We start from the raw sequence: 20,498 nt of genomic DNA on the forward strand, positions 1-20,498 counted from the left end.
GTATGAGGGAAAAAGAATGTCAAATATAAAACTACTAATCTGCTACCACAAGCCTGCTACCTTGTTTAAAGATGAAATTATGACACCGATCCATGTGGGGCGGGCCAATGCAAAAAAAAGAATGTCTCCGGACAACAAAAATCTGCAGTGGCTCATGGATAATATGATCGGTGACGATACGGGCGAAAATATTTCTGAACAGAACGGCACCTATAACGAACTGACAAGCCTTTACTGGGCATGGAAGAATTATGATGAACTGGGGAATCCGGACTATATCGGCCTGATGCATTACCGCCGTCATTTCGTCTGGAGGGAAAACGAACACATTGTCTACAACATTGAAAATTTTAATGAAGAGACATACCTTCAGGAAATCAATTATTCGCCTGAAAAAGTACATGAAATGGTAGACGGATGTGATTTTGTAGCACATATCGGAAAGGTTATCAATGTTTATAAACATTATGTAGAAAACCACCGGAAAGAAGATCTGGATCTTGCAGTAGAGATCATGCTCGAAAAACATCCGGAATACAAGCAGGTGACCGAAGAATATTTTGCCGGGGATTACAGTAATTTCTGTAACATGTTTATTTTCAGCAGGGAGATCTTCTTCCAGTATTGTGAATGGATCTTTGATATCCTGCAGGAATTTGAAAAAAGAACCGATGTAAGTGAAAAGAGATTTTTTATTTCCGAGAGACTGACCGGGATTTTCATTGCTAATCTGATGAAAAATAAGAGTCTGAAATATAAGACTATACCAATCTCATTTATCGAAGATCCTGTAAATATACCGGTTGCACTGCCTGTGAATACAGAAAATATTTACCAGACAGCTCATGCGTTAACGTCCATCCTTCAGGCTGCAAAAGGCTACAATACATTTCAGTTTTATCTGCTTTACCGCAAAGGCCGGCTGGATGAAACAGTAAAAAATAAATTCAGGATGTTTGAAGAGCAGTACAGCTTCTGCAGGATAGAATTTGTTGAAATGGATATCGATGAAGAATATTATCCGCTTTTCCTTTCAGAAAAGCTTCCGAAAGTCAACAAATGTATCTATGCAGCCGGCAATTTTGTTGTTCTGCAGGACCTTGGGGAATTTTTCAGGATCTGCAGTACTGACGATTACTATGTAGTGGGAACGCCATCTGGGAAATATGATGCATTTATTGAAGAAAAGAAGCTGTCTCCGGATATCCTGACGCTGAACTGTGCAAGATTAAGGAAGCATAATCTCTGGGAAAACGCAAAAGTGCAGGCGGCACAAGGTAAAACCGGAACAGAAATATTGAATCAGCTCTGTGAAGGACAGATCGGGTATATTCCCTGGTATTTCGTCACTCGCGAAAGTGATTACCCGTACAAAGACAAGATTCTGGGGGATTCGAAGAGCCGCGGACAGGTGCAGGAAGAAGCAACCTGGAGGGCATGGCTGCTCTACGACGAGATAGCGCCGTGGATAAACAGTCAGGGAGTGTACAGCATTTTCTGGTGGGATAATGCAGTGCATGTTCCAAGTGCATTTGGTTTTGTAAAGGTTGATCCTGAAAAAATCGAAGCACTGTACGCAAAGCAGCAGATAGAGATCAATACATATACTCCCGCTCCTCCCGCCGTAAATGAAGAATGGAGAAGTTACAGCCTGCCGGGAAAACTCAGATTTTTCTATCAGCATAACGGGTTAAGAAAAACAATAACTTACTCATGCAAAAAAGCCATAAAGGTATTGATCGGAAAGGAGAAAATAAGCCATGCCTAATCGACCTTTCGTTTCTGTCCTTATTCCGGTATATAACGTAGAAGACTATCTGGAACGCTGTCTGGACAGTATTCTGAACCAGACTTTAACAGAGATCGAGGTAATCTGTGTGAACGACGGCTCTACTGATGGGAGTCTGAAAATACTGGAAAAATATCAGAAAAAAGACCCAAGACTTATCATCGTCAGCAAACAAAACGGCGGACTGCCTTCTGCGAGAAATGCCGGCCTGGATAAAGCTTCCGGGGAATATGTCGGGTTTGTTGACTCTGATGATTATGTAGAACCGGACATGTTTCGGAAATTGTATGAGACAGCGATACAGGAAAAATCAGATGTTGTGATATGCGGCGCCAATATTTTTCCGGAGACTCCCCGCGCTGATCAGTGGCTGTATGACTGTCTGTCACCTTCCTACAAGAAGCTGGAGAAATTTGATGCTGAGTTCCTGTTTTCAGATGTGACTGCAACACCATTTTTATGGAGGACACTGATACGCAGAAGTTTGATCGAACAGAATCATCTCCGCCTTCAGGAAGATATCATGATCGGAGAAGACAAAGCTTTTCAGTGCAAAGTTTATCCGCTGGCAAACCGTATCGTCACGATTCCTGATAAACTGTATAACTATTTCTGGTACAGAGAAGGTTCCCTGATGAATCAGACCGTATATGCCAAGCCGGAGAAAAAGGTTCTGGAACATGGAAGACTGATCGCACATGTAGCTGAAACAGTGGAGAGATATGAAGAAAAAGAAGGGATTGAAAAAGCGTTTCTGGAATGGAGTATTCCTTTCTTATATGACGATTTCATTTTCCTGCCTTTAAATGAAAAGATCGATCTGTCTTCCAAAATCCTTCAGGTATGGGAAAACTGCGGATTATTAGAATATGTATACGAATTGCCGGAATGGAAACGAGAAATGGTAACCTATTTTACAGAAGTTTCCCATGAGAAAAAGCAGGATCCAACTCTCTCTGTAATTGTTCCAGTTGATGTCGAAGCAGAGTATCTGGAGGAAATGCTGACCGGACTTTTAAATCAGAAGATAGACGGGCTTGAAATCCTGCTGATCAACAATGGTACGAAAAATGAGAATTACGCGATTCTCCACAGAAATCTGTTCAAAGATAAGAGAATCCGGCTTTCCAATATTCCACATACAACTTATGCCGGAGCGTTGAACCGTGGACTGGCACTGGCAAAAGGGGAATACATAACTTTCCTGGAAACAAGCGACTGGTATGAAAGAGAGAACAGTCTGGGGGAATGGCTTGAATATGCCAGGAAGAATGATTCCGATCTTTGCGGCAGTAATTACTGTATGAAAGAAATGCCGAAAGCACTTGGAGGTATCGCCCATATAAAAAAGGAAAACGGTTTATTTACAGAAAAAAGTATGGAAAGCGAATTCCAGAATCTTATGTATAAAAGAGGTTATCTGGAAGAAAATAAAATACATTTTGCAGATTGTTCCATTTTCACCGGTTTTGATTTTCTCGCAAAAGCCTGCTTAAATGCCGGAAAAACAGCCTGGTATGACAAGACTGCTTACATTCATAGAAAAATGCACCATCCCGACTGGATCAGTACCGATAAATGTAAAAAAGTTCTCGCTGCAATGGCGGAACTGATGGAACTTGCGGTTGATAAGCAATATGCTTATCTGCAGGTAAAAATATGTGAGTTAATCAACGGGAATGAATTTGGCAAAATCCTTGTTAATAACACCCGGGCTTTCAAAGGTAATCCCTCAGACTTTGCATATGGCGAAAACAGCCAGATAGAAGTGATTATAAGTCTTATGAAGATCGCAGGACTGGTTGATGCTGATTTTATTAAAGAAAGTGGATATCCAGTTGGGAGAACGTATATTAAAACACTTTATGAGATTATACGGGAACGACATAAGTTTTTGGCGGAACTAACAACTAAATAATCAAAATTTTTAAATGAAGAGAGGTAAGAAAACGCAATGAGGAAAGCAAAAAACAAACAGAATGTAAATGTAAGTATAAGTGTAATTATTCCATGCTATAACACTGAAGACTATATTGAACCGTGTATAGATAGCGTTTTAAAACAGTCTATGACAAATTTTGAGGTTATAGCAGTCAATGATGGCTCGACAGATTCAACTTTAAATATACTAAAAAAATATGAACAGGAAGATAGTCGAATCAAGGTTATCGACCTTCCGCATAACGGATATGGACATGCAGTCAATTCTGCTCTGGAGAAATCAGAAGGCGACTATATCAGCATAGTAGAAAGTGATGATCTTATTGCTCCTGAAATGTTAGAAACTCTATACAAAAAAGCTATAGAAGAAAACTGTGACATTGTAAAGGCAAATTTTTATGATTACTACGAGAAAGAAGGAACGGTTCCTGAAGTATTTGTTAATCAAGAACGTGCAGCAATGCCGGAGATAAGCAAACCGTTTTCTCTAAAGCAGGTTCCACAGATTCTTGATGGACACCCTTCAATATGGAGCGCAATTTACAAAAAGGATTTTCTTAAAGAAAACAGAATTACCTTTAAAGAAGTAAAAGGTGCCGGTTGGGTTGACAACCCATTCTTTTTTGAAACTTTATGCAAAGCAAAAAAAATATTCTGGGTAAAGGAACCCTTATATTATTATCGTAAAACCAATCCGACAGCCTCTTCGAAAAAAATTGAAAATCCGGTAATGCCCTTTGAAAGAATGATGGATAATCTGGATGTATTGGCAAAAAATAATTGTACAGATGAAGAGATCATTCGTCGCGCATATGGTCGAGCACTTGTTTACTTGAGAGGTGCTTTAGATGAATGTGATTATGCTAATAACTATGATCTTATAAATGAATATGCAAAAAAGCTTATGCAGAGGCTAGACAGTTCGATTATGCTGTCAGATTTCAATCTCCATGACCAATATACCTGGATGGAGTATGCTAGTCCACTGAAGACTCTGCAGGAAAAGCAGCCGAAAATTCTGCTTTATAACTGGCTTCCATTTGACAACCAATGGGGATGGGGTGGCGGTGTAACCGTCTATTGTAAAAACGTAATTGATATTTTTCTTCGAGAATACCCTAATGCTCAAATCTACTTTTTATCAAGTGGTTTTGCATACATGGCTACAACAACTGAAATCAGCTATAGAAAAATTCCGAATGTTTTCGGTGACAGGGTGCAGCAGTTTGAAATTGTCAATTCACCCGTACCGGCAGACCAAAGGAATATTTATAACAACCCATTGATTGCACTTGAAAACAAAGATCTGAAACAGGTTGTTAAGGAATTTATAGAACAATTCGGAGAATTTACTGCAATACACTTTAATAATATAGAAGGATTATCTCTGGACGTTTTTGACTTAAAGGAAGAGTTCCCCAATACAAGATTTATTTTCTCGATTCACAATTACGTTCCGATGTGCGTAACAGGCTCATATTACATGAGACACAAACACTGCAACTGCACTCCTGAACATACTGGAGAAGATTGTTTTGCATGTGTGCATACGGATATAGAAAGTAAATTTGCAATTAAAACATATGAACGCGGATTATTTGGACAAGACAAAAAGGACTGCTTGAGTCAGAATTTTTGGGCAAAAACGTTAGGATTTGACAGACTTGATCAAACGGTATTTGGTGATGAAATACTAAAATTTGCGCAAACAGCAACTGCACAGATCAATAAAAATTGCGACAAGATTCTTGCTGTTTCTAAAAGGGTTTATGACATTGCTGCAGCGGAAGGCTTTGATGAAAGCAAAATGATTGTTTCCTATATTGGAACTTTAGTTGCCAAACGCCAGATAGGGCATTCATCTGCGGAAGTAAAAGACGGATTAAAAGTGGTATTTTTAGGAAACGACATAAATTATGAGGAAAAAGGATACCCATGGCTTTTGGAAACTTTAGAAAAATTGGATGAAAAATATGCTTCGCAGATTGATCTTCTATTAACAACACGGAATGCAGAACATGCGGAAATATATGATAAATGTAAAAAATTCAGATCTGTAAAAGTAGTACAGGGATATACACATAGGGATCTTGGAAACTTACTTTCCGACTGCAACCTGGGCTTGGTACCTGTATTATGGGAGGATAATCTTCCACAGATTGCCATAGAGATGGCAGCATACGGGGTGCCAGTGCTTGCAAGCAGTGCCGGAGGAGCGTCTGAACTTTGCAGCAGTGAATTGTTTAAGTTTGAGTCTGGAAATTCAGAGGAATTCCTTTCTAAACTGATACATTTCCTTGAAAACCCGGAAGATTTAAATCAGTACTGGGAACATCACCCTGGTCTTGTTACAATGGAACATCACCTAGAAGAACTGATCCAGATTTACGGACTGCCGTTGAAACCAGAAGCTGTAAAGGTTGAGTCAAAAGATTATGCATATCTTTTGATGGAAAATGAATTTCTTAAAAAGAATATTTCTTTAAACGAAAACAAATTTACGCCCAATCCAATACTCGAAAAACTGAGTGAAGAGTTAAAAAACGAAAAAGAAAAAAATATTACTTTGAAGAAGGAGTTGAAAAAAATGCAGGATACAAAAGGAAAGATTATATTCCAAACCGAATATAACCCGATTCAGGGACATGTTGGTGCAGATATGTTTCAATTCACCCTTAAAGATTTTGACTGGAGTGATTTTTATGCTGAAATAAAATTTGTTCATCTTGAAAATGTAAACGCTTCTTATTCTGATGTTTTAAGGATATCCGGAACTCTTCGCAGTAAGGATGGAAAGAAAAATATTATACTCCATCAAATCGAATGGAGTAACGGAGTGGCACAGCTTTCAGATTATATCTACTACTATCTGCGGGATAATTCCATCATATTCTTTGCCAGATATCCCGGTTTATGCTGTGGTTTTGACTGGGAAATTCAAACATTAACAAGCCGCGCAGAAGGAAATACTGTGGAATATACAGCTATCAATAATGGATTTATACATAAAAATCAAGTAAGACCGAAAGATGCATTTAATAAGCTGTAGGGTATTTGTATTCAACTTTATTCGAACAATAAACCTAGAGGAGTAATTATTATGAAAAAACATTATGATGTATGCATTGCCGGATTTTGGTACGGTTCAAATTATGGATCCCTGCTTAACGGATATGCTATGTACCGAGTATTGAAAGATTACGGAAAGGAGGTGCTGATGTTACAAAAACCTGGCGCTACTGCGAATGATGAGGAAATAAAAACGGGACATAATGTACAATTCGTAAAAAAATACTATGATCCTGAAGATATCAGCCCCATATTATCGTATGACCGACTTCATGAATTAAATGATATCTGTGATTGTTTTTGCGCAGGATCCGATCAGATTTGGAACTACAATTTATCATTTCATGAAAATTTGTATCTTCCTTTTGTTCGCCCTGAGAAAAAGTTAATAAGTTTTTCGACATCCTTTGGACATAAGCAGGACAAAACTCCTGATGAGGCCAAACCTCGTATACGGGAATATTTTCATAGATACAATGCAATCTCTGTTAGAGAACAATTTGATGTCGACATCTTGAAAAATAATTATGGCGTTCGCTCTACTCTATTATTTGAACCGGTATTTTGTATCGATAAAAAATATTATAACAATTTAGCGCAAAACGCAAAATTTCATGAAGAAGAGCCTTACCTTCTCACATATATTTTAGATCCGACACCGGAAAAAAGAGAAGCAATATTATATTATGGGGAAAAAAGCGGAATAAAAGTTGTAAATATGCTAAACGGCACCAAGGGAGTCTGGAAGAGAAATAGAGATAACCTTAATCTCCCCAATATTATGGAAAATGTCGAGTCTGAAGATTTTCTGAAGGCTTTCATGGGTGCCTCCTATGTAATAACAGACAGCTTTCATGGATCAGCATTCTCCATAATCTTTAATAAGCCTTTCCTTGCAATTGGTAACTATGGCAGAGGTTATGAAAGATTTATTGATTTATTGGGCAGACTAAAATTGTCAGACAGATTAGTATCTGATCCGCTTAATATACCACATGATATAAAATATCTAGAACCTATTGATTATTCAGAAACCAATGAAATAATTAGAAAAGAAGCGGAAAAAACTGTAAATTGGGTGAAAAATGCTTTGGATACTCCCGTAGAAAAAATGGCATCTGTGCTTTTACCTGAAAAAGCTGTTACTGTACTTTTAGATAAAAATAAATGTATGGGATGTGGAGCCTGTGTCAACATTTGTCCGACGGATGCATTGGAGCTAAAACCTGATGAAAATGGATATTATAAATCAAGCATCCAGTATGATAAATGTATTGATTGCGGAAGATGCTCCAAAATCTGTCCGGCCTTGAAAACTCCTGAAAAGGTTAATTCGCTAAAGCCTTCCTGTTATGAATTTATTGCAGAAAGTGAAAATGTACTTTCTGCAAGTTCTAGTGGTGGTGTTTTTAAGCTCTTATCAGATGAAGTATTTAGAAAGAATGGGAAAGTGGTTGGTGCTGCATGGACTGAAGATTACTCTGTAAACCATATTATTGTTGACGATCCAAAAGACATAGAAAAAATACAAAAGTCAAAATATGTCCAGAGCTATGTCGGAAAAACTTTAAGAGAAATAAAAGCGGCACTTGACAATGGAATATTTGTAATGTTTACTGGTTGTCCATGTCAAGTTGCAGGATTGAAGGCATACTTAGGAAAAGATTATACAAATTTAATTACAGTTGATCTGCTATGTTCGTATTCTCCATCGCCTGCTTTTTTCAAAAAATATTTGAAAGAAACATTTCCTGATGGAATAACCAGTTATCAGTTCCGACATAAAAATAATTTGTATGGGTGGGATTGTGTAACAGTAAATGCAATCACCAAGGATGGGAAAAGCATTGTAAGGCATGGCGGAGTACAGGATGATTATCAACGAGCTTATCACAATCATCTTATGTGTCCTGTTCACTGTGAGGAATGCAAATATCAGTCAATACCAAGATATGGAGATATAACCATCGGAGATTTCTGGGGAATTGAAAGAAAAGATCCTGAACTTGACTCTCGAAACGGGGTATCCGCAGTATTATGTAATACCGAAAAAGGAAAAGATTTTCTTTTATCCATACCTGCCGAAAAGATCAAAGTTATGAAAGAGGTTCCATTGACTTGGCTTGGAGGAAATGGTTTTACAAAACCAGGAAGCAAAAATTATAGTTCACCAGCGAGAAACACTTTTTACAGAGCAATAAAAACCATGCCATTTTCAAAAGCCGTTAATTATGCTTTGAAGCCTAACCATGGTCAGTACAATAATATCTATGATGAAACTAATTCGCTTTTACTATATGATACAGCATCACTCCATTTTAAATTTGAAGATACTGTATGGGAAGAACACTTTATGGATGGAGCTACTGTTTTGAGAGTGAAAAATAATATGTCCAAACCAGGGAACTTTGCTGTACTTCCATTAAATCGATTACTTGATAGTAATAAAAAATACACGCTAAAAATTAAATTTAAAGTTAATACAGAAGCTAAAAGTATCAATTTCCACGTTAAAGATTCAGGAAGCAATTATTACCAAATTGTTCATACCTATAAAATGCCTACGGAATCTAACATATCAGACTGGATTGTAGTCAGTAAAGACTTTCGTCCCAACTCTGACATTTACGATGAATTTATGATAGGAGCTTCGCAAATAAAAGGAGAACTAAACTTTTTGGCAATAAAGTATATAAATATTATTGAATGTGATTCAATGAAATAGAAAACAAAAAGGAGATATCTAAATGATTACATTATCAAGCAGAATATTTTTCCCATCGCAAAGAGAAGGAATCACAGGTGTTGGTTTTACAGGTACGGCGCAATTTGGCTATAGTTTTCCGGTGGATACAAAACTTGAAGCTCCTATTCGAATTGGAAATGGCAATAAAATTACTGTTAAGAAAATCGGAGCGTTTACATATACAAATTATAACTGCTTTCTTCGTGCTGACAAAATTGGTCGTTTTTGTAATATTGCTCCTAATGTGAGTGTTGGTATGGGCGGACATGATTATACAAATTTATCTACCTCTGCTGTCTTTGAAATGAAAAGAGGAAAACCAGGTCAATTCACATTGACGCAGTTTACAGGTTGGTTTGAAAAAGATAATGAATGGTCAGATGAAATGCGGCACCAGATTTTAACAAAAAGCAAAATGAGGACGAAACCTTTTGCGGGTGGAGTTGTCATCGGAAACGATGTATGGATAGGCGGAAATGTTAATATTTTAGCTGGAGTTAAAATAGGAGATGGTGCGGTAGTTGGAGCAGGCGCAGTAGTGACAAAAGACGTGGAGCCTTATACAATCGTAGGCGGAGCACCGGCAAAACCGATAAAAAGACGATTTAGCGAAGAATGTATTGAAAAACTGCTCAAACTGCAATGGTGGAATTATGACCCTTCTATTTTTATAGGAATCGATTATACCCAAAATATAGAAGAAGCCATAAAAATCTTAGAAATGCGCATCATGAATGGAGCGCCCAAATTTGTCACAGACGAATACATTATTTCACCAAAAAATAAAGCAATTTGGAGAATTAACAGTAAAAATGGTGAAAAAGAATTAATTTACGAACAGACAAAGCGATAGAGGGGATAAATTTATAATCGAGGGATTTTTTTTACATTTAAAGTGATGAAAGAGGTGATGTGTAAAACTAGACAGAAAGTATTTATCCTATATTTTTTCGTAACAGCTAAACCGTTTCTTTGTTTGAAAAAAAGATTATTCTACGAAGGGAGCCATTAGAACCAAAATGAAAACGCGAAAACGAAGCAGATTTTTAGCCGCTGTGCTTTCCTTAGCACTTGTAGTGATCGCACTGCCCATTACTGCAGCGGCAACGGAAACAGATGATGCTGTCATATACGATGCATCAGAAATAAGCCCGTTTAAAGACCGTACTTTGCAAGACGTTGCAGATCACTATTCAGCGGCAAGGTATGCAGGAGAAACCTATATCGACTCAGATTCATCTACCTGGTATTCGACGCCGTCCTCAACCAGTGCACCCTATGCAGCCGGAGTACTGACGGAGGATACACATGAAGCCATGACAGCAATGACAAATTTTTATCGTTGGCTTGTGGGTGTGCCAGAACTGACTGCTACATCGCAGCATTCTGATTCTTTACAGGCGCAGGCGCTTGACCGGAATTTTGAGTTTGATCATTTTATTAGTAATTCCAGCAAGCCAGAAGATATGGATGAGGACTTGTGGAATGAAGGATTTGCATGCGACCATAATATTCTGGCAAGGTGGTATACGCCTCAGGGCGCTATAACAGGCTGGATAAATGAGGGATATTCTACTTATTATCAGGAATGGGATACATTGGGACATCGTTATGCACTGATTGGATCAGATTGTTCGGATGTTCAATTCGGCTATTCCGGCAGTATTGCTATTGGAAAAAATGTAAGCAGCCAGAATACAATGGAAACTCCATTCGCTGCCTTCCCTGCGCCGGGATACATGCCAACAAGTTTAGTTTCTCCTTCCAGCAGTGCCTGGTCTGTTGAACTGAATAACGCTGCGGTCACGGTGGAAGATAGTTCTGCAGTCGTAATCACTATCACAAATCTCTCTACCGGAGAAGCTTATCAACGGACAGAAGCTGACGGAACCGCGCAGGTTTCCAACTGGACAATTTCTTTTGTGCAGCCACCTGCTGATGAAAGATATTCCGGAGAATATACGGTAGAAATCACAGGACTGACAGATGCAGTAACCGGTAAAGCTGCAGTGATCCGCTATACTACAAATTTCATAGACATTACAGAAACTGCTGCGTCATATATTACGGAAGCGGCAGGTGACATTTCCCAGTACGTTATTTATCAGTCAATGGCAGACAGTCTGGAGAAAGTCGCAGCAATACTTCCAGATGAAATTACAGTTACGTCAGAAATTGGGGGATCAGCAACGATTCCTGTATCCGGGGCATGGACAGTTGATGAATCAAACAACTGCTTCGTTAATTCCGCAGACGCGAATCTGCTGCCTTCGCACATGACAGATAAGAATGGATTGTTAGAAAAGATTATGATACCATATACCATATCTGATGACTGGTATGATTCGTTCAACACTTTATCAATCCGTCCGGATACCGTTTCATTAGGAGATACAGTTACGTTTAGAGTTTACCGGACGCTTGTTTCAACAGATAGCAGTCAGATCTTTAAACTTACCGAAAATGAAGATGGAACATATTCCGCAGTCAAAAAATTTGACTCTTCCACTTCTTCTGATTTTGATAAGGAACTGTCAGATGAAAACGAGCCTTATCATATTTACAACCATACGGCAGTGGCAGAAGATAATGGTGAGTATATTTCTGTTTATTTTGATTCTACAGACGTGGATTGGGGTGGCATCAGTTTTTATGTGTCCACAGATACAAAAACTTTGACAGTTGCATGTAATCACATATATGGAGATCCAGTAATAGAAAACAGAAAAGACGCTACATGTACCGAAAACGGTTCTTATGATTCTGTTGTATACTGTACAGCTTGCGGAGAAGAACTCAGCCGTACTACCATAACCGTAGATAAAACTGATCATACCACCAGTGAGGCTGTCAGGGAAAATGAAAAAGCAGCGACCTGCACGAAAGCGGGCTCTTATGATTCTGTTGTATACTGTAGTGTTTGCGGCAAAGAACTCAGCAGGGAAATGGTAGAGATCCCCATGACAGAACATGAATATATTTCCCATGTTACTGAACCGACCTGCACGGAAAAGGGATATACAACTTATACATGCTCGCAGTGTAATGACAGCTATACAGATAACTACACGGATGCTTTGGGTCATGACTATGTAATGACTATTACTAAAAATCCTACTGCTGATGAAAGCGGTGAAATGAAATATACATGCTCCCGCTGTAACGATAGCTATACAGAGGTAATTCCAGCTCTCGGGCATACTTGGGATAAAGGCGTTGTAACAAAAGAAGCTACTTGCACAGAAACTGGTATAAAAACTTACACTTGTACAGATCCGGGCTGTAAGAAAACTTATACTGAAGTCATTGCAGCACTGGGGCATACTGCCGGTGAACCCGTGCGTGAAAATGAAACTGCTGCCACTTGTACAAAAACCGGAGCTTATGATTCCGTTGTATATTGCACAGTTTGCGGAGAGGAACTGCAACGTACTACTGAAATTATAGATCGAATTGATCATACAGCAAGCGAAGCTGTCAGGGAAAATGAAGAAACAGCGACCTGTACGAAAGCGGGTTCTTATGATTCTGTTGTATACTGTAGTGTTTGCGGCAGGGAGCTCAGCAGAGAGACGGTGGAGGTCCCTGTGTTGGAGCATGAATATAAATCCTCTGTTACTAAACCGACCTGCACGGAAAAAGGATATACAACCTATATCTGTTCGCATTGCGGTGACAGTTATACGGATAACTACACGGATGCTTTGGGACATACCTATGTTGACGGGGTGTGCACTCTTTGTGGCACGAAAGAGCCGGTTGAACATGTGCATTCATACGGGGATCCAGTGTTTACGTGGAATGAAGACCACAGTGCCGCCAATGCTGCTTTCACTTGTATAGATGGTGATGACAAACAGATCATTGAATGCGTTATAACCAGTGAGATTACTTCCGAAGGTAATACGGTTTATACTGCTACTGTGGAATTTAATAATGAGACTTATTCTAATACTCAAATTGTTGCTGCTCCGAATACCCCGGAAGTACCAAATGAGCCGGAAGTACCCGCTGTTCCAGGCGTACCGGAAGTACCTGTGAAACCAGATACACCAACTGATTCAGACAGCTCAAATAAACCTGGTTCAGTAACGGATTCCAATAAGCCATCAACGAATGTAACTACTCCAGATAATAGTAATTCTTCTGCTGTTAAGACGGGTGATTCGCAGAATCCTGTGATATGGGGAACTCTGATGGTTATGTCTATTGTTGGTCTGGTAATTGTATTATTTAAAAAGAAACGGTATAGTAAGTAATAGTTTACTCTGGTCAGATATCAAAAGCAGTGGGGGATGGATAGTTTTCCCATCCCCCTGCATAAATGTAAAAAAGTAAAAAAATAATTATTTTTATCAAAAGGAGTCTATAGTCATGAAATACAACTACCTCATCGTCGGCGCCGGTCTCTTCGGATCGGTCTTCGCCTACGAAGCAAAGAAAAAGGGAAAGACATGCCTTGTCATTGACAAGCGCGACCATATCGCAGGAAATATCTACTGCGAGGAAATCGAGGGCATCAACGTACACAAGTACGGTGCTCATATCTTCCACACATCCAATAAAAAAGTGTGGGACTACATCAACCAGTTTGCGGAATTTAACAATTACATCAACTCCCCGGTTGCTGTTTACAAAGACGAGCTTTATAACCTGCCGTTCAATATGAACACCTTCAGCAAGATGTGGGGAATCCGCACGCCGCAGGAGGCGAAAGAAATTATTCAGAAGCAGATCGCAGAGCTGAATATCACCGAGCCGAAAAACCTGGAGGAGCAGGCGCTCTCCCTTGCGGGAACGGATGTATACGAGAAACTGATCAAAGGTTACACAGAGAAACAGTGGGGACGTCCATGTACAGAGCTTCCGTCCTTTATCATCAAGAGGCTTCCATTCCGGTTCATTTATGACAATAACTATTTTAATGACCGTTATCAGGGGATCCCCATGGGCGGATATACAAAGATTGTCGAAAAAATGCTGGACGGAATCGACGTAAAGACAAATACCGATTACTTTGAATTCATAAAAGAGAACCCGGATATTGCGGAAAAGACCGTATTTACCGGGATGATTGACGAGTATTTCGGATATAAACTGGGAGCCCTCGAGTACCGCTCCGTACGTTTTGAGACAGAGGTTCTCGACACCGATAACTATCAGGGAAATGCGGTTGTAAACTACACGGACCGTGAAGTTCCGTATACCAGAATTATCGAGCATAAGCATTTCGAGTTTGGCAAGCAGGAAAAAACGGTCATCTCACGTGAATACTCTTCTGAGTGGCACCAGGGAATGGAGCCTTATTATCCGGTAAACGATGATAAGAACAATACCCTTTTTGATGAATACCGGAAACTGGCTGATCAGGAGAAAGATGTGATCTTCGGCGGAAGACTTGGAAATTATAAGTATTACGACATGGATAAGGTGATCGAAGCAGCTCTTGAAGTATGCGAAAAGGAACTTGTATAAAAAAATCCAGAACTTCCAGGGAGGAAACATAAAATGAAAACATCACTTGTGATCATGGCCGCCGGAATCGGCTCCCGCTTCGGGGGCGGCATCAAACAGCTCGAGCCGGTCGGCCCAAACGGCGAGATCATCATGGATTATTCCATCCATGACGCCATTGAAGCAGGATTTGATAAAATTATCTTTATCATCCGCCGCGACATCGAAAAGGATTTCCGTGAAGTGATCGGAGACCGGATCGAAGCTGTGTGCAGGTCGAAAAATATTGAAGTATGCTATGCATTCCAGGATCTGCACGATATTCCGGATGGTTTCAGCGTACCGGAAGACAGGACAAAACCATGGGGAACCGGTCAGGCAGTCCTTGTCTGCCGCGGCCTGATCAAAGAGCCGTTTATCGTGATCAATGCAGACGATTATTATGGGAAGGAAGCTTTTGTAAAGATCCATGACTTCCTGCAGGGCTATACACCGGAACAGCCAAATGCTTTTTGCATGGCAGGATTTATCCTCAAAAATACGCTCAGTGAAAACGGAGGCGTCACAAGAGGCATCTGCCAGTTAGACGAGAACGGTTATCTGACCGGAGTACATGAAACTTCCAATATCGTAAAGACTGCCAGCGGTGCAGCTGTCGATGAAAACGGAGTCCTTTCTCCGGTTGATGCAACATCCTACGTCTCCATGAACATGTGGGGACTGACGCCGGAGTTTGTGGGAATGCTCAAAGAAGGTTTTGCTGAATTCTTTAAGAATTTGAACGGCAACGAAGCCAAAGCCGAGTACCTTCTGCCAATCTATATCGATGAACTGCTGAAAGCGGGGAAAGTATCCGTGAAAGTTCTCGGCACAAACGATAAATGGTTTGGCGTGACGTATAAGGAGGATAAGCCCGTAGTGGTTGAATCCTTCCGGAAACTGATAGAGGATGGAGTTTATAAAAAGGAATTGTTTTCCTGAATCACTTCCGGCCTCTTAGAGCGGATATCTTTTCAAGATGATTCTGTTAATTAGAACCTGCCCCCTGTGGATGGATGGAGCCGGTCAGTGATTTTATTTTACTGCCGCGCCCCGTCTCCAGGGGACTTTTATCTTTTTTCTGGTCCTATGTCAAGAAAAAGTACAAATTAAACATGCCTTTTTTAAGGTTGGCTTACCCTGCCAAAGCTTCTGCTTTTTCTTCTAACGCTGCATAATACGCCTCCTCATATTGATCAGGCGAAAGATATCCACAATGACTGTGGCTCCGCACTGTATTATAAAACGTTTCGATATATTCAAATACCAACTTATATGCATGCCGGTAGTTAAAAATTTTAAAACGGTTAATCCACTCCCGCTTCAGTAACGCGTGGAAGGATTCGATACATGCGTTATCCCATGGATATGCTTTCTTTGAATAACTGTTTACCATCCCATCTGTTGCCTGACGGAACGCATCTGATACATACTGGCAGCCTCTGTCCGTATTATACCGAATTCGGTATAATACGGACTATGCCGAAGAAAATACTATGCCGAAGTTTAGCATTAAGCCTTATACTAAGCCGATGTTTCAAATTTTTTCGGCATAGTATTTTATATAATTGAAGTACCTATTTTTATTATAAGACAAGGAGGTACTTCAAGATGAAAATCGAAACAATCTGTAATTCATTGTTAGAAACTCTCATTCAAGCCGGTTATAATGAGAACACAATTTTCAACTACAGAGGTATCATCCGCAGGTTTAAAGCTTTTTGCAAAGAAAAAGAAGCCTTCGAGTATACCCCAGAACTCGGGCAATCCTATGCGGATGACGTAATCAGCAAAAAAACAGGGAAGTTCAGCAAACAGCGTTATTTCTCACAGGGAAGGTTTGCAAGATTGTTGACGTCCTATTACTACACTGGCTCTTTCGACCTTTCTGTGATGAAACGCGGAAGGAAAGAGCCAGAAAATAAAAACCTGAACAAACTGTATTATGAGTATGGTTCTTATTTGAGAAAAAAGTATTCCAACGAGAATACGGTAAGGTTCTATGATTATGAAGTCTTCTGTTTTTTTCAGTATCTGGATTTCATCCAGATATACGAACTGAGGGAAATCTCGGCTGCCACTATCGTGGATTATCTCAGAACGATGAAACAGAGCAGGCAGCGCGCAGTCCTCTGTGGGCTCAGGCTCTATTTTACTTTCATAGGACGTACAGATCTTTTTGCGGTCATCGATGGTATGCACGCTTACAGGCCCAAAAAAATCATTCCTGTGTTGACTGATGACGAGAAAGACAGACTTCGTGATACGATCGAATCCGGAGTTATCAGCAACAGAGACGCAGCTATCGTTCCTCTTGGGCTTTCGACAGGTATAAGGGCGATAGACTTGATAAACTTGCGACTTTCAAACATTGACTGGAACCTCGAAACAATCTCATTTAAGCAATCAAAGACAGGTAATCTTGTAAATATCCCCCTTACATTGGCAGTAGGAAATGCCATTGCAAGATACCTTTACGAAGAGAGACCGAAGGTCGACAATGATTACCTTTTCGTAAGGGCTTTGGCACCCTTTGATCCTTTGGCAGGCCATACATCTTGTTATGCCATTGTCAAAAATGCCTTTAAGAAGGCGGATATCAGCAAAGATGCTCGTATCTTCGGTATGCATATGCTCCGCCATAATGCTGCATCGACGATGGTAAAAAATGAAGTCCCAATATCAACGATTTCTGCCATCCTCGGCCATGCCAGCACAGATACAACCGATGTCTATATAACAACCGATGCGGTCAGACTCAGAGAATGCGTCCTCCCCATGACGGGCATTTCTAAGGAGGTGAACGCATGAGGAGATTTGTCAGTAAACTTGCGTACAAACTCAATGATTTCATAGCCTACAAGAATGCACTCGGGATTAAATATGACACCAGCCGCGTCTATCTGCTGGAACTTGATCAGTATAATCTCGAACATGGAAACTATGATTTACTTACAAAGGGGTTGGCTGAAGGCTGGGCTCTTTGGCACGCCGGAAAATCGGAATCCCAGGACAGGAGCTGGATACCACCCATCAGGGAATTTGGCCGTTATCTGCGCAGTATCGGAGAAAGTGATGCCTACGTCCTAGATGACAGATTTTCCATTCAGCATTATCATGCGGAGGTATATCTCATAACTGATGAAGAAATCCAAGCTTTCTTCAAAGCCTGTGATTCTTATGTTCTGCGCACAAAGCTTTTGGGAAGACCATACGTGTTTCCTGCATTGTACAGGTTCCTCTATTGTTGTGGTGTACGCTGCGGCGAAGCCAGAAAGCTTAAATGCTGCGATATCCACCTGGACGATGGGTTTGTTGATATACTCAATACCAAATCTTACAGGGACCGCAGACTTTATCTTTCAGAGGAACTCATCACTTATCTCAGGAAGTATGACGGCGCAATCTCAAAGTGCTTTCCCCAAAGAGAATATTTCTTTCCTGGAGGCCATGGAGGCATCTGCTCGCCCAGCGCATTATCATCGAACTTCCGTAACATATGGCTCTCAGCCGGGTTGAAACGTGATGGAAAGGTAAAACCGAGAGCTTATGATTTCCGGCATCACTTTGCCTGCGCCAATATCATGCGTTGGTCTGAAGAGGGGAAAGATGTCCATGCAATGCTCCTGTATCTTATGAGATATATGGGGCATGCTTCGCTGGAGAGTACCTATTATTACATTCACCTCATCCCCGATTACTTTCCACAGTATTCTGCACTGTCAGCGTCTACGGAAGCCATGATACCGGAGGTGGAAGACGATGAAGTATAAGAGGAAAAAGGATAAGGATTTCTGGGTGCTTGCCCGTGCATACCTTCACGATTATATGCCAGCAGTTCGTAACCTCTCAGATAAGTCCGTTGATGCTTACAAACAATCATTAAAGACCTACCTGGCTTTTCTGGAAGAAGTGAAGTCACTGACAGAGGATCAAGTTACATTTGATGCCTTTGTAAGAGACAACATACAAGAGTATATCACCTGGCTAAAAGGAAAGGATTTCGCGCCGAAGACCATAAACCTGAGGCTGACTGCCATACGGTCATTTCTTAAATATTGTTCTGAAGAAGATTTTGAACTCAGGGGCGTATATACTAATGCCTGTTCCGTGCGGAAACTAAAAGAAGAGAAAAGACCTGTAGAATATCTGACACCACAAGCTACTTCTGCGATCCTGGCAGCCTATGATTCCAAGACAGGCAAGCACAGAAGAAACCGCATGATGTTGATCCTCTTGTATGACAGTGGAGCGAGAGTACAGGAACTCAGTGATCTCAATGTGAGTTCTCTTCATATGGATGCTCCACCCCCTTATATCACACTGGTTGGCAAAGGACGTAAATGCCGTAATGTGCCACTTATGGCGAAGACTGTGAAACATCTGGAAATCTATCTTCAGGAATTTCATCCTGCTGGGAACGAAGCACCTTTGTTCTATAGTCTTAGGGATGGGAAGCCCCACAAGCTTTCAACAGACAGTATCAGTCTTGCGTTAAAGAAAGCTGCCGATATAGCCAGGGAAACCTGCGGGAATGTACCTGATAATGTTTACTGCCACCTTATGAGGAAAACAAGGGCAATGGATCTCTATAAAAACGGCGTCCCACTTCCTTTTATTATGCAGCTGCTCGGTCATGAAAGTATGTCTACAACATCAGGGTTTTATGCCTTTGCTACGCTTGAGATGATGAGTGAAGCGATAAACAAGACTGCTCCCAAGATAGGCAATGATGAAAAGCTTTGGAAGAAAGAAGCTATCCGGAAAGCCATATATTCTCTTGACTGACCTAAAATACTATGCCGAAGAATTTCAAGCATTCCGTATAATATCAAGAGAATTTAATATCTTCGGCATAGTGTTTTCTTCGGCATAGTCCGTATGTATAATTAGCGGCTGTGTAATGCTGCGTATTTTCTTTGCTTTCTCTACGCACTCCACTACATGGGATGCTTCCAGCGTCTCGCTGAGTACCCATGCGATGATTTTTCTGGAATACAGATCCATAATACTAGTTAAGTATACGAAGCCGTCAAATGTCCAAATATATGTGATATCCGATACCCATACTGCATCCGGCTGTTCCGGATTGAACTGCTCATTCAGAATATTGTGCAGTTCCCTGCTGAAATCAGAATCTATCGTAGTTCGCGTATAAGGCTTTATCCATTGGGCTTTGATCCCCATCTGCCGCATATAATTCGCAACCGTTTTTACTGCAATTTTTTCGCCGCCTTTCCACAATTCATGGGTGATTTTAGGAGCACCATAGTTTTGGTGGGAATCCTCATAGATTTTTAAAATTTTTTCCTTAACCTCCCCGCGGTGTTTTTCAGCAGCAGAAGGGCATCTTTTTTTCCATGCGTGATAGCCGGATCGTGAAACACCAAGACGTTTCAGTACCCCGCTGACAGAGACACGGTGCTTCACCGGCCGCTGCTCCATTTCCACAATATACTC

Annotated in this window: 12 protein-coding genes and 1 pseudogene; 11 read left to right on the forward strand and 2 right to left on the reverse strand. The window is 40.5% G+C overall.

Annotation, left to right across the window (positions count from 1 at the left end; all coding sequences use genetic code 11):
- Positions 1-16: 16 nt before the first annotated feature.
- The 8 genes and pseudogenes from B5F07_RS02575 (at position 17) to B5F07_RS02610 (ending at position 15,980) form a co-directional block, all read left to right on the forward strand.
- Positions 17-1,768 (forward strand): DUF4422 domain-containing protein, encoded by a 1,752-nt coding sequence (locus B5F07_RS02575; protein ID WP_087159708.1) that lies wholly within the window; start codon positions 17-19, stop codon positions 1,766-1,768.
- Entirely contained in the window at positions 1,761-3,707 is a 1,947-nt protein-coding gene (locus tag B5F07_RS02580; RefSeq protein WP_087159709.1) for a glycosyltransferase family 2 protein, read from the forward strand. Before B5F07_RS02575 ends, B5F07_RS02580 begins: the two co-directional genes overlap by 8 nt.
- A 36-nt stretch (positions 3,708-3,743) precedes the next feature.
- A complete protein-coding gene (locus B5F07_RS02585; RefSeq protein ID WP_087159710.1) occupies positions 3,744-6,779 on the forward strand; it encodes a glycosyltransferase in 3,036 nt (1,011 codons plus the stop codon).
- 51 nt (positions 6,780-6,830) lie between these two features.
- On the forward strand, positions 6,831-9,524 hold the full coding sequence (locus tag B5F07_RS02590; RefSeq protein ID WP_087159711.1) for a polysaccharide pyruvyl transferase family protein: 2,694 nt from the start codon (positions 6,831-6,833) through the stop codon (positions 9,522-9,524).
- Between the two features lie 454 nt (positions 9,525-9,978).
- Positions 9,979-10,200, forward strand: a pseudogene (locus B5F07_RS23650) (DapH/DapD/GlmU-related protein); the annotation flags it as partial.
- 364 nt (positions 10,201-10,564) lie between these two features.
- The gene (locus B5F07_RS02600) at positions 10,565-13,804 is read left to right on the forward strand and encodes a CAP domain-containing protein (RefSeq protein ID WP_140397969.1); all 3,240 of its coding nucleotides are present in this window, start codon (positions 10,565-10,567) and stop codon (positions 13,802-13,804) included.
- 115 nt (positions 13,805-13,919) lie between these two features.
- Entirely contained in the window at positions 13,920-15,020 is a 1,101-nt protein-coding gene (gene glf / locus B5F07_RS02605; protein WP_087159714.1) for a UDP-galactopyranose mutase, read from the forward strand.
- Positions 15,021-15,053: 33 nt separating this feature from the next.
- The gene (locus B5F07_RS02610) at positions 15,054-15,980 is read left to right on the forward strand and encodes a sugar phosphate nucleotidyltransferase (protein WP_087159715.1); all 927 of its coding nucleotides are present in this window, start codon (positions 15,054-15,056) and stop codon (positions 15,978-15,980) included.
- Between the two features lie 193 nt (positions 15,981-16,173).
- Here B5F07_RS02610 and B5F07_RS23500 read toward each other — a convergent pair whose 3' ends face one another.
- The gene (locus B5F07_RS23500; protein WP_204248806.1) at positions 16,174-16,434 is read right to left on the reverse strand and encodes an integrase core domain-containing protein; all 261 of its coding nucleotides are present in this window, start codon (positions 16,432-16,434) and stop codon (positions 16,174-16,176) included.
- Between the two features lie 215 nt (positions 16,435-16,649).
- On the opposite strand from B5F07_RS23500, the gene B5F07_RS02620 reads away from it, so the two are divergent.
- The 3 genes from B5F07_RS02620 to B5F07_RS02630 are packed head-to-tail and all read left to right on the forward strand — an operon-like array spanning position 16,650 to position 19,826.
- Positions 16,650-17,849 carry a tyrosine-type recombinase/integrase gene (locus tag B5F07_RS02620; RefSeq protein ID WP_087159716.1) on the forward strand — a complete coding sequence of 400 codons (1,200 nt, stop codon included), beginning with the start codon at positions 16,650-16,652 and terminating at the stop codon, positions 17,847-17,849.
- Positions 17,846-18,811, forward strand: coding sequence for a tyrosine-type recombinase/integrase (locus B5F07_RS02625; protein WP_087159717.1), 966 nt, complete (start codon positions 17,846-17,848; stop codon positions 18,809-18,811). The genes B5F07_RS02620 and B5F07_RS02625 overlap by 4 nt, the downstream gene beginning before the upstream one ends.
- A complete protein-coding gene (locus tag B5F07_RS02630; protein ID WP_087159718.1) occupies positions 18,801-19,826 on the forward strand; it encodes a tyrosine-type recombinase/integrase in 1,026 nt (341 codons plus the stop codon). Before B5F07_RS02625 ends, B5F07_RS02630 begins: the two co-directional genes overlap by 11 nt.
- 24 nt (positions 19,827-19,850) lie before the next feature.
- Here B5F07_RS02630 and B5F07_RS02635 read toward each other — a convergent pair whose 3' ends face one another.
- Complete coding sequence (locus B5F07_RS02635) at positions 19,851-20,483, reverse strand: IS3 family transposase (RefSeq protein ID WP_242972406.1); 633 nt, start codon at positions 20,481-20,483, stop codon at positions 19,851-19,853.
- Positions 20,484-20,498 lie beyond the last annotated feature (15 nt).

Source organism: Lachnoclostridium sp. An169, from assembly GCF_002160525.1.
In the GTDB taxonomy this organism is placed as follows: domain Bacteria; phylum Bacillota; class Clostridia; order Lachnospirales; family Lachnospiraceae; genus Mediterraneibacter; species Mediterraneibacter cottocaccae.

What these genes read in the sequence shown, in the direction of transcription:
- B5F07_RS02635 (WP_242972406.1), bottom strand. Translation starts at nt 20,483, where the DNA reads ATGGAGCAGCGGCCGGTGAAGCACCGTGTCTCTGTCAGCGGGGTACTG.
- B5F07_RS02630 (WP_087159718.1), top strand. Translation starts at nt 18,801, where the DNA reads ATGAAGTATAAGAGGAAAAAGGATAAGGATTTCTGGGTGCTTGCCCGT.
- B5F07_RS02625 (WP_087159717.1), top strand. Translation starts at nt 17,846, where the DNA reads ATGAGGAGATTTGTCAGTAAACTTGCGTACAAACTCAATGATTTCATA.
- B5F07_RS02600 (WP_140397969.1), top strand. Translation starts at nt 10,565, where the DNA reads ATGAAAACGCGAAAACGAAGCAGATTTTTAGCCGCTGTGCTTTCCTTA.
- B5F07_RS02575 (WP_087159708.1), top strand. Translation starts at nt 17, where the DNA reads ATGTCAAATATAAAACTACTAATCTGCTACCACAAGCCTGCTACCTTG.
- B5F07_RS02585 (WP_087159710.1), top strand. Translation starts at nt 3,744, where the DNA reads ATGAGGAAAGCAAAAAACAAACAGAATGTAAATGTAAGTATAAGTGTA.
- B5F07_RS02580 (WP_087159709.1), top strand. Translation starts at nt 1,761, where the DNA reads ATGCCTAATCGACCTTTCGTTTCTGTCCTTATTCCGGTATATAACGTA.
- B5F07_RS02610 (WP_087159715.1), top strand. Translation starts at nt 15,054, where the DNA reads ATGAAAACATCACTTGTGATCATGGCCGCCGGAATCGGCTCCCGCTTC.
- B5F07_RS02590 (WP_087159711.1), top strand. Translation starts at nt 6,831, where the DNA reads ATGAAAAAACATTATGATGTATGCATTGCCGGATTTTGGTACGGTTCA.
- glf (WP_087159714.1), top strand. Translation starts at nt 13,920, where the DNA reads ATGAAATACAACTACCTCATCGTCGGCGCCGGTCTCTTCGGATCGGTC.
- B5F07_RS02620 (WP_087159716.1), top strand. Translation starts at nt 16,650, where the DNA reads ATGAAAATCGAAACAATCTGTAATTCATTGTTAGAAACTCTCATTCAA.
- B5F07_RS23500 (WP_204248806.1), bottom strand. Translation starts at nt 16,434, where the DNA reads ATGGTAAACAGTTATTCAAAGAAAGCATATCCATGGGATAACGCATGT.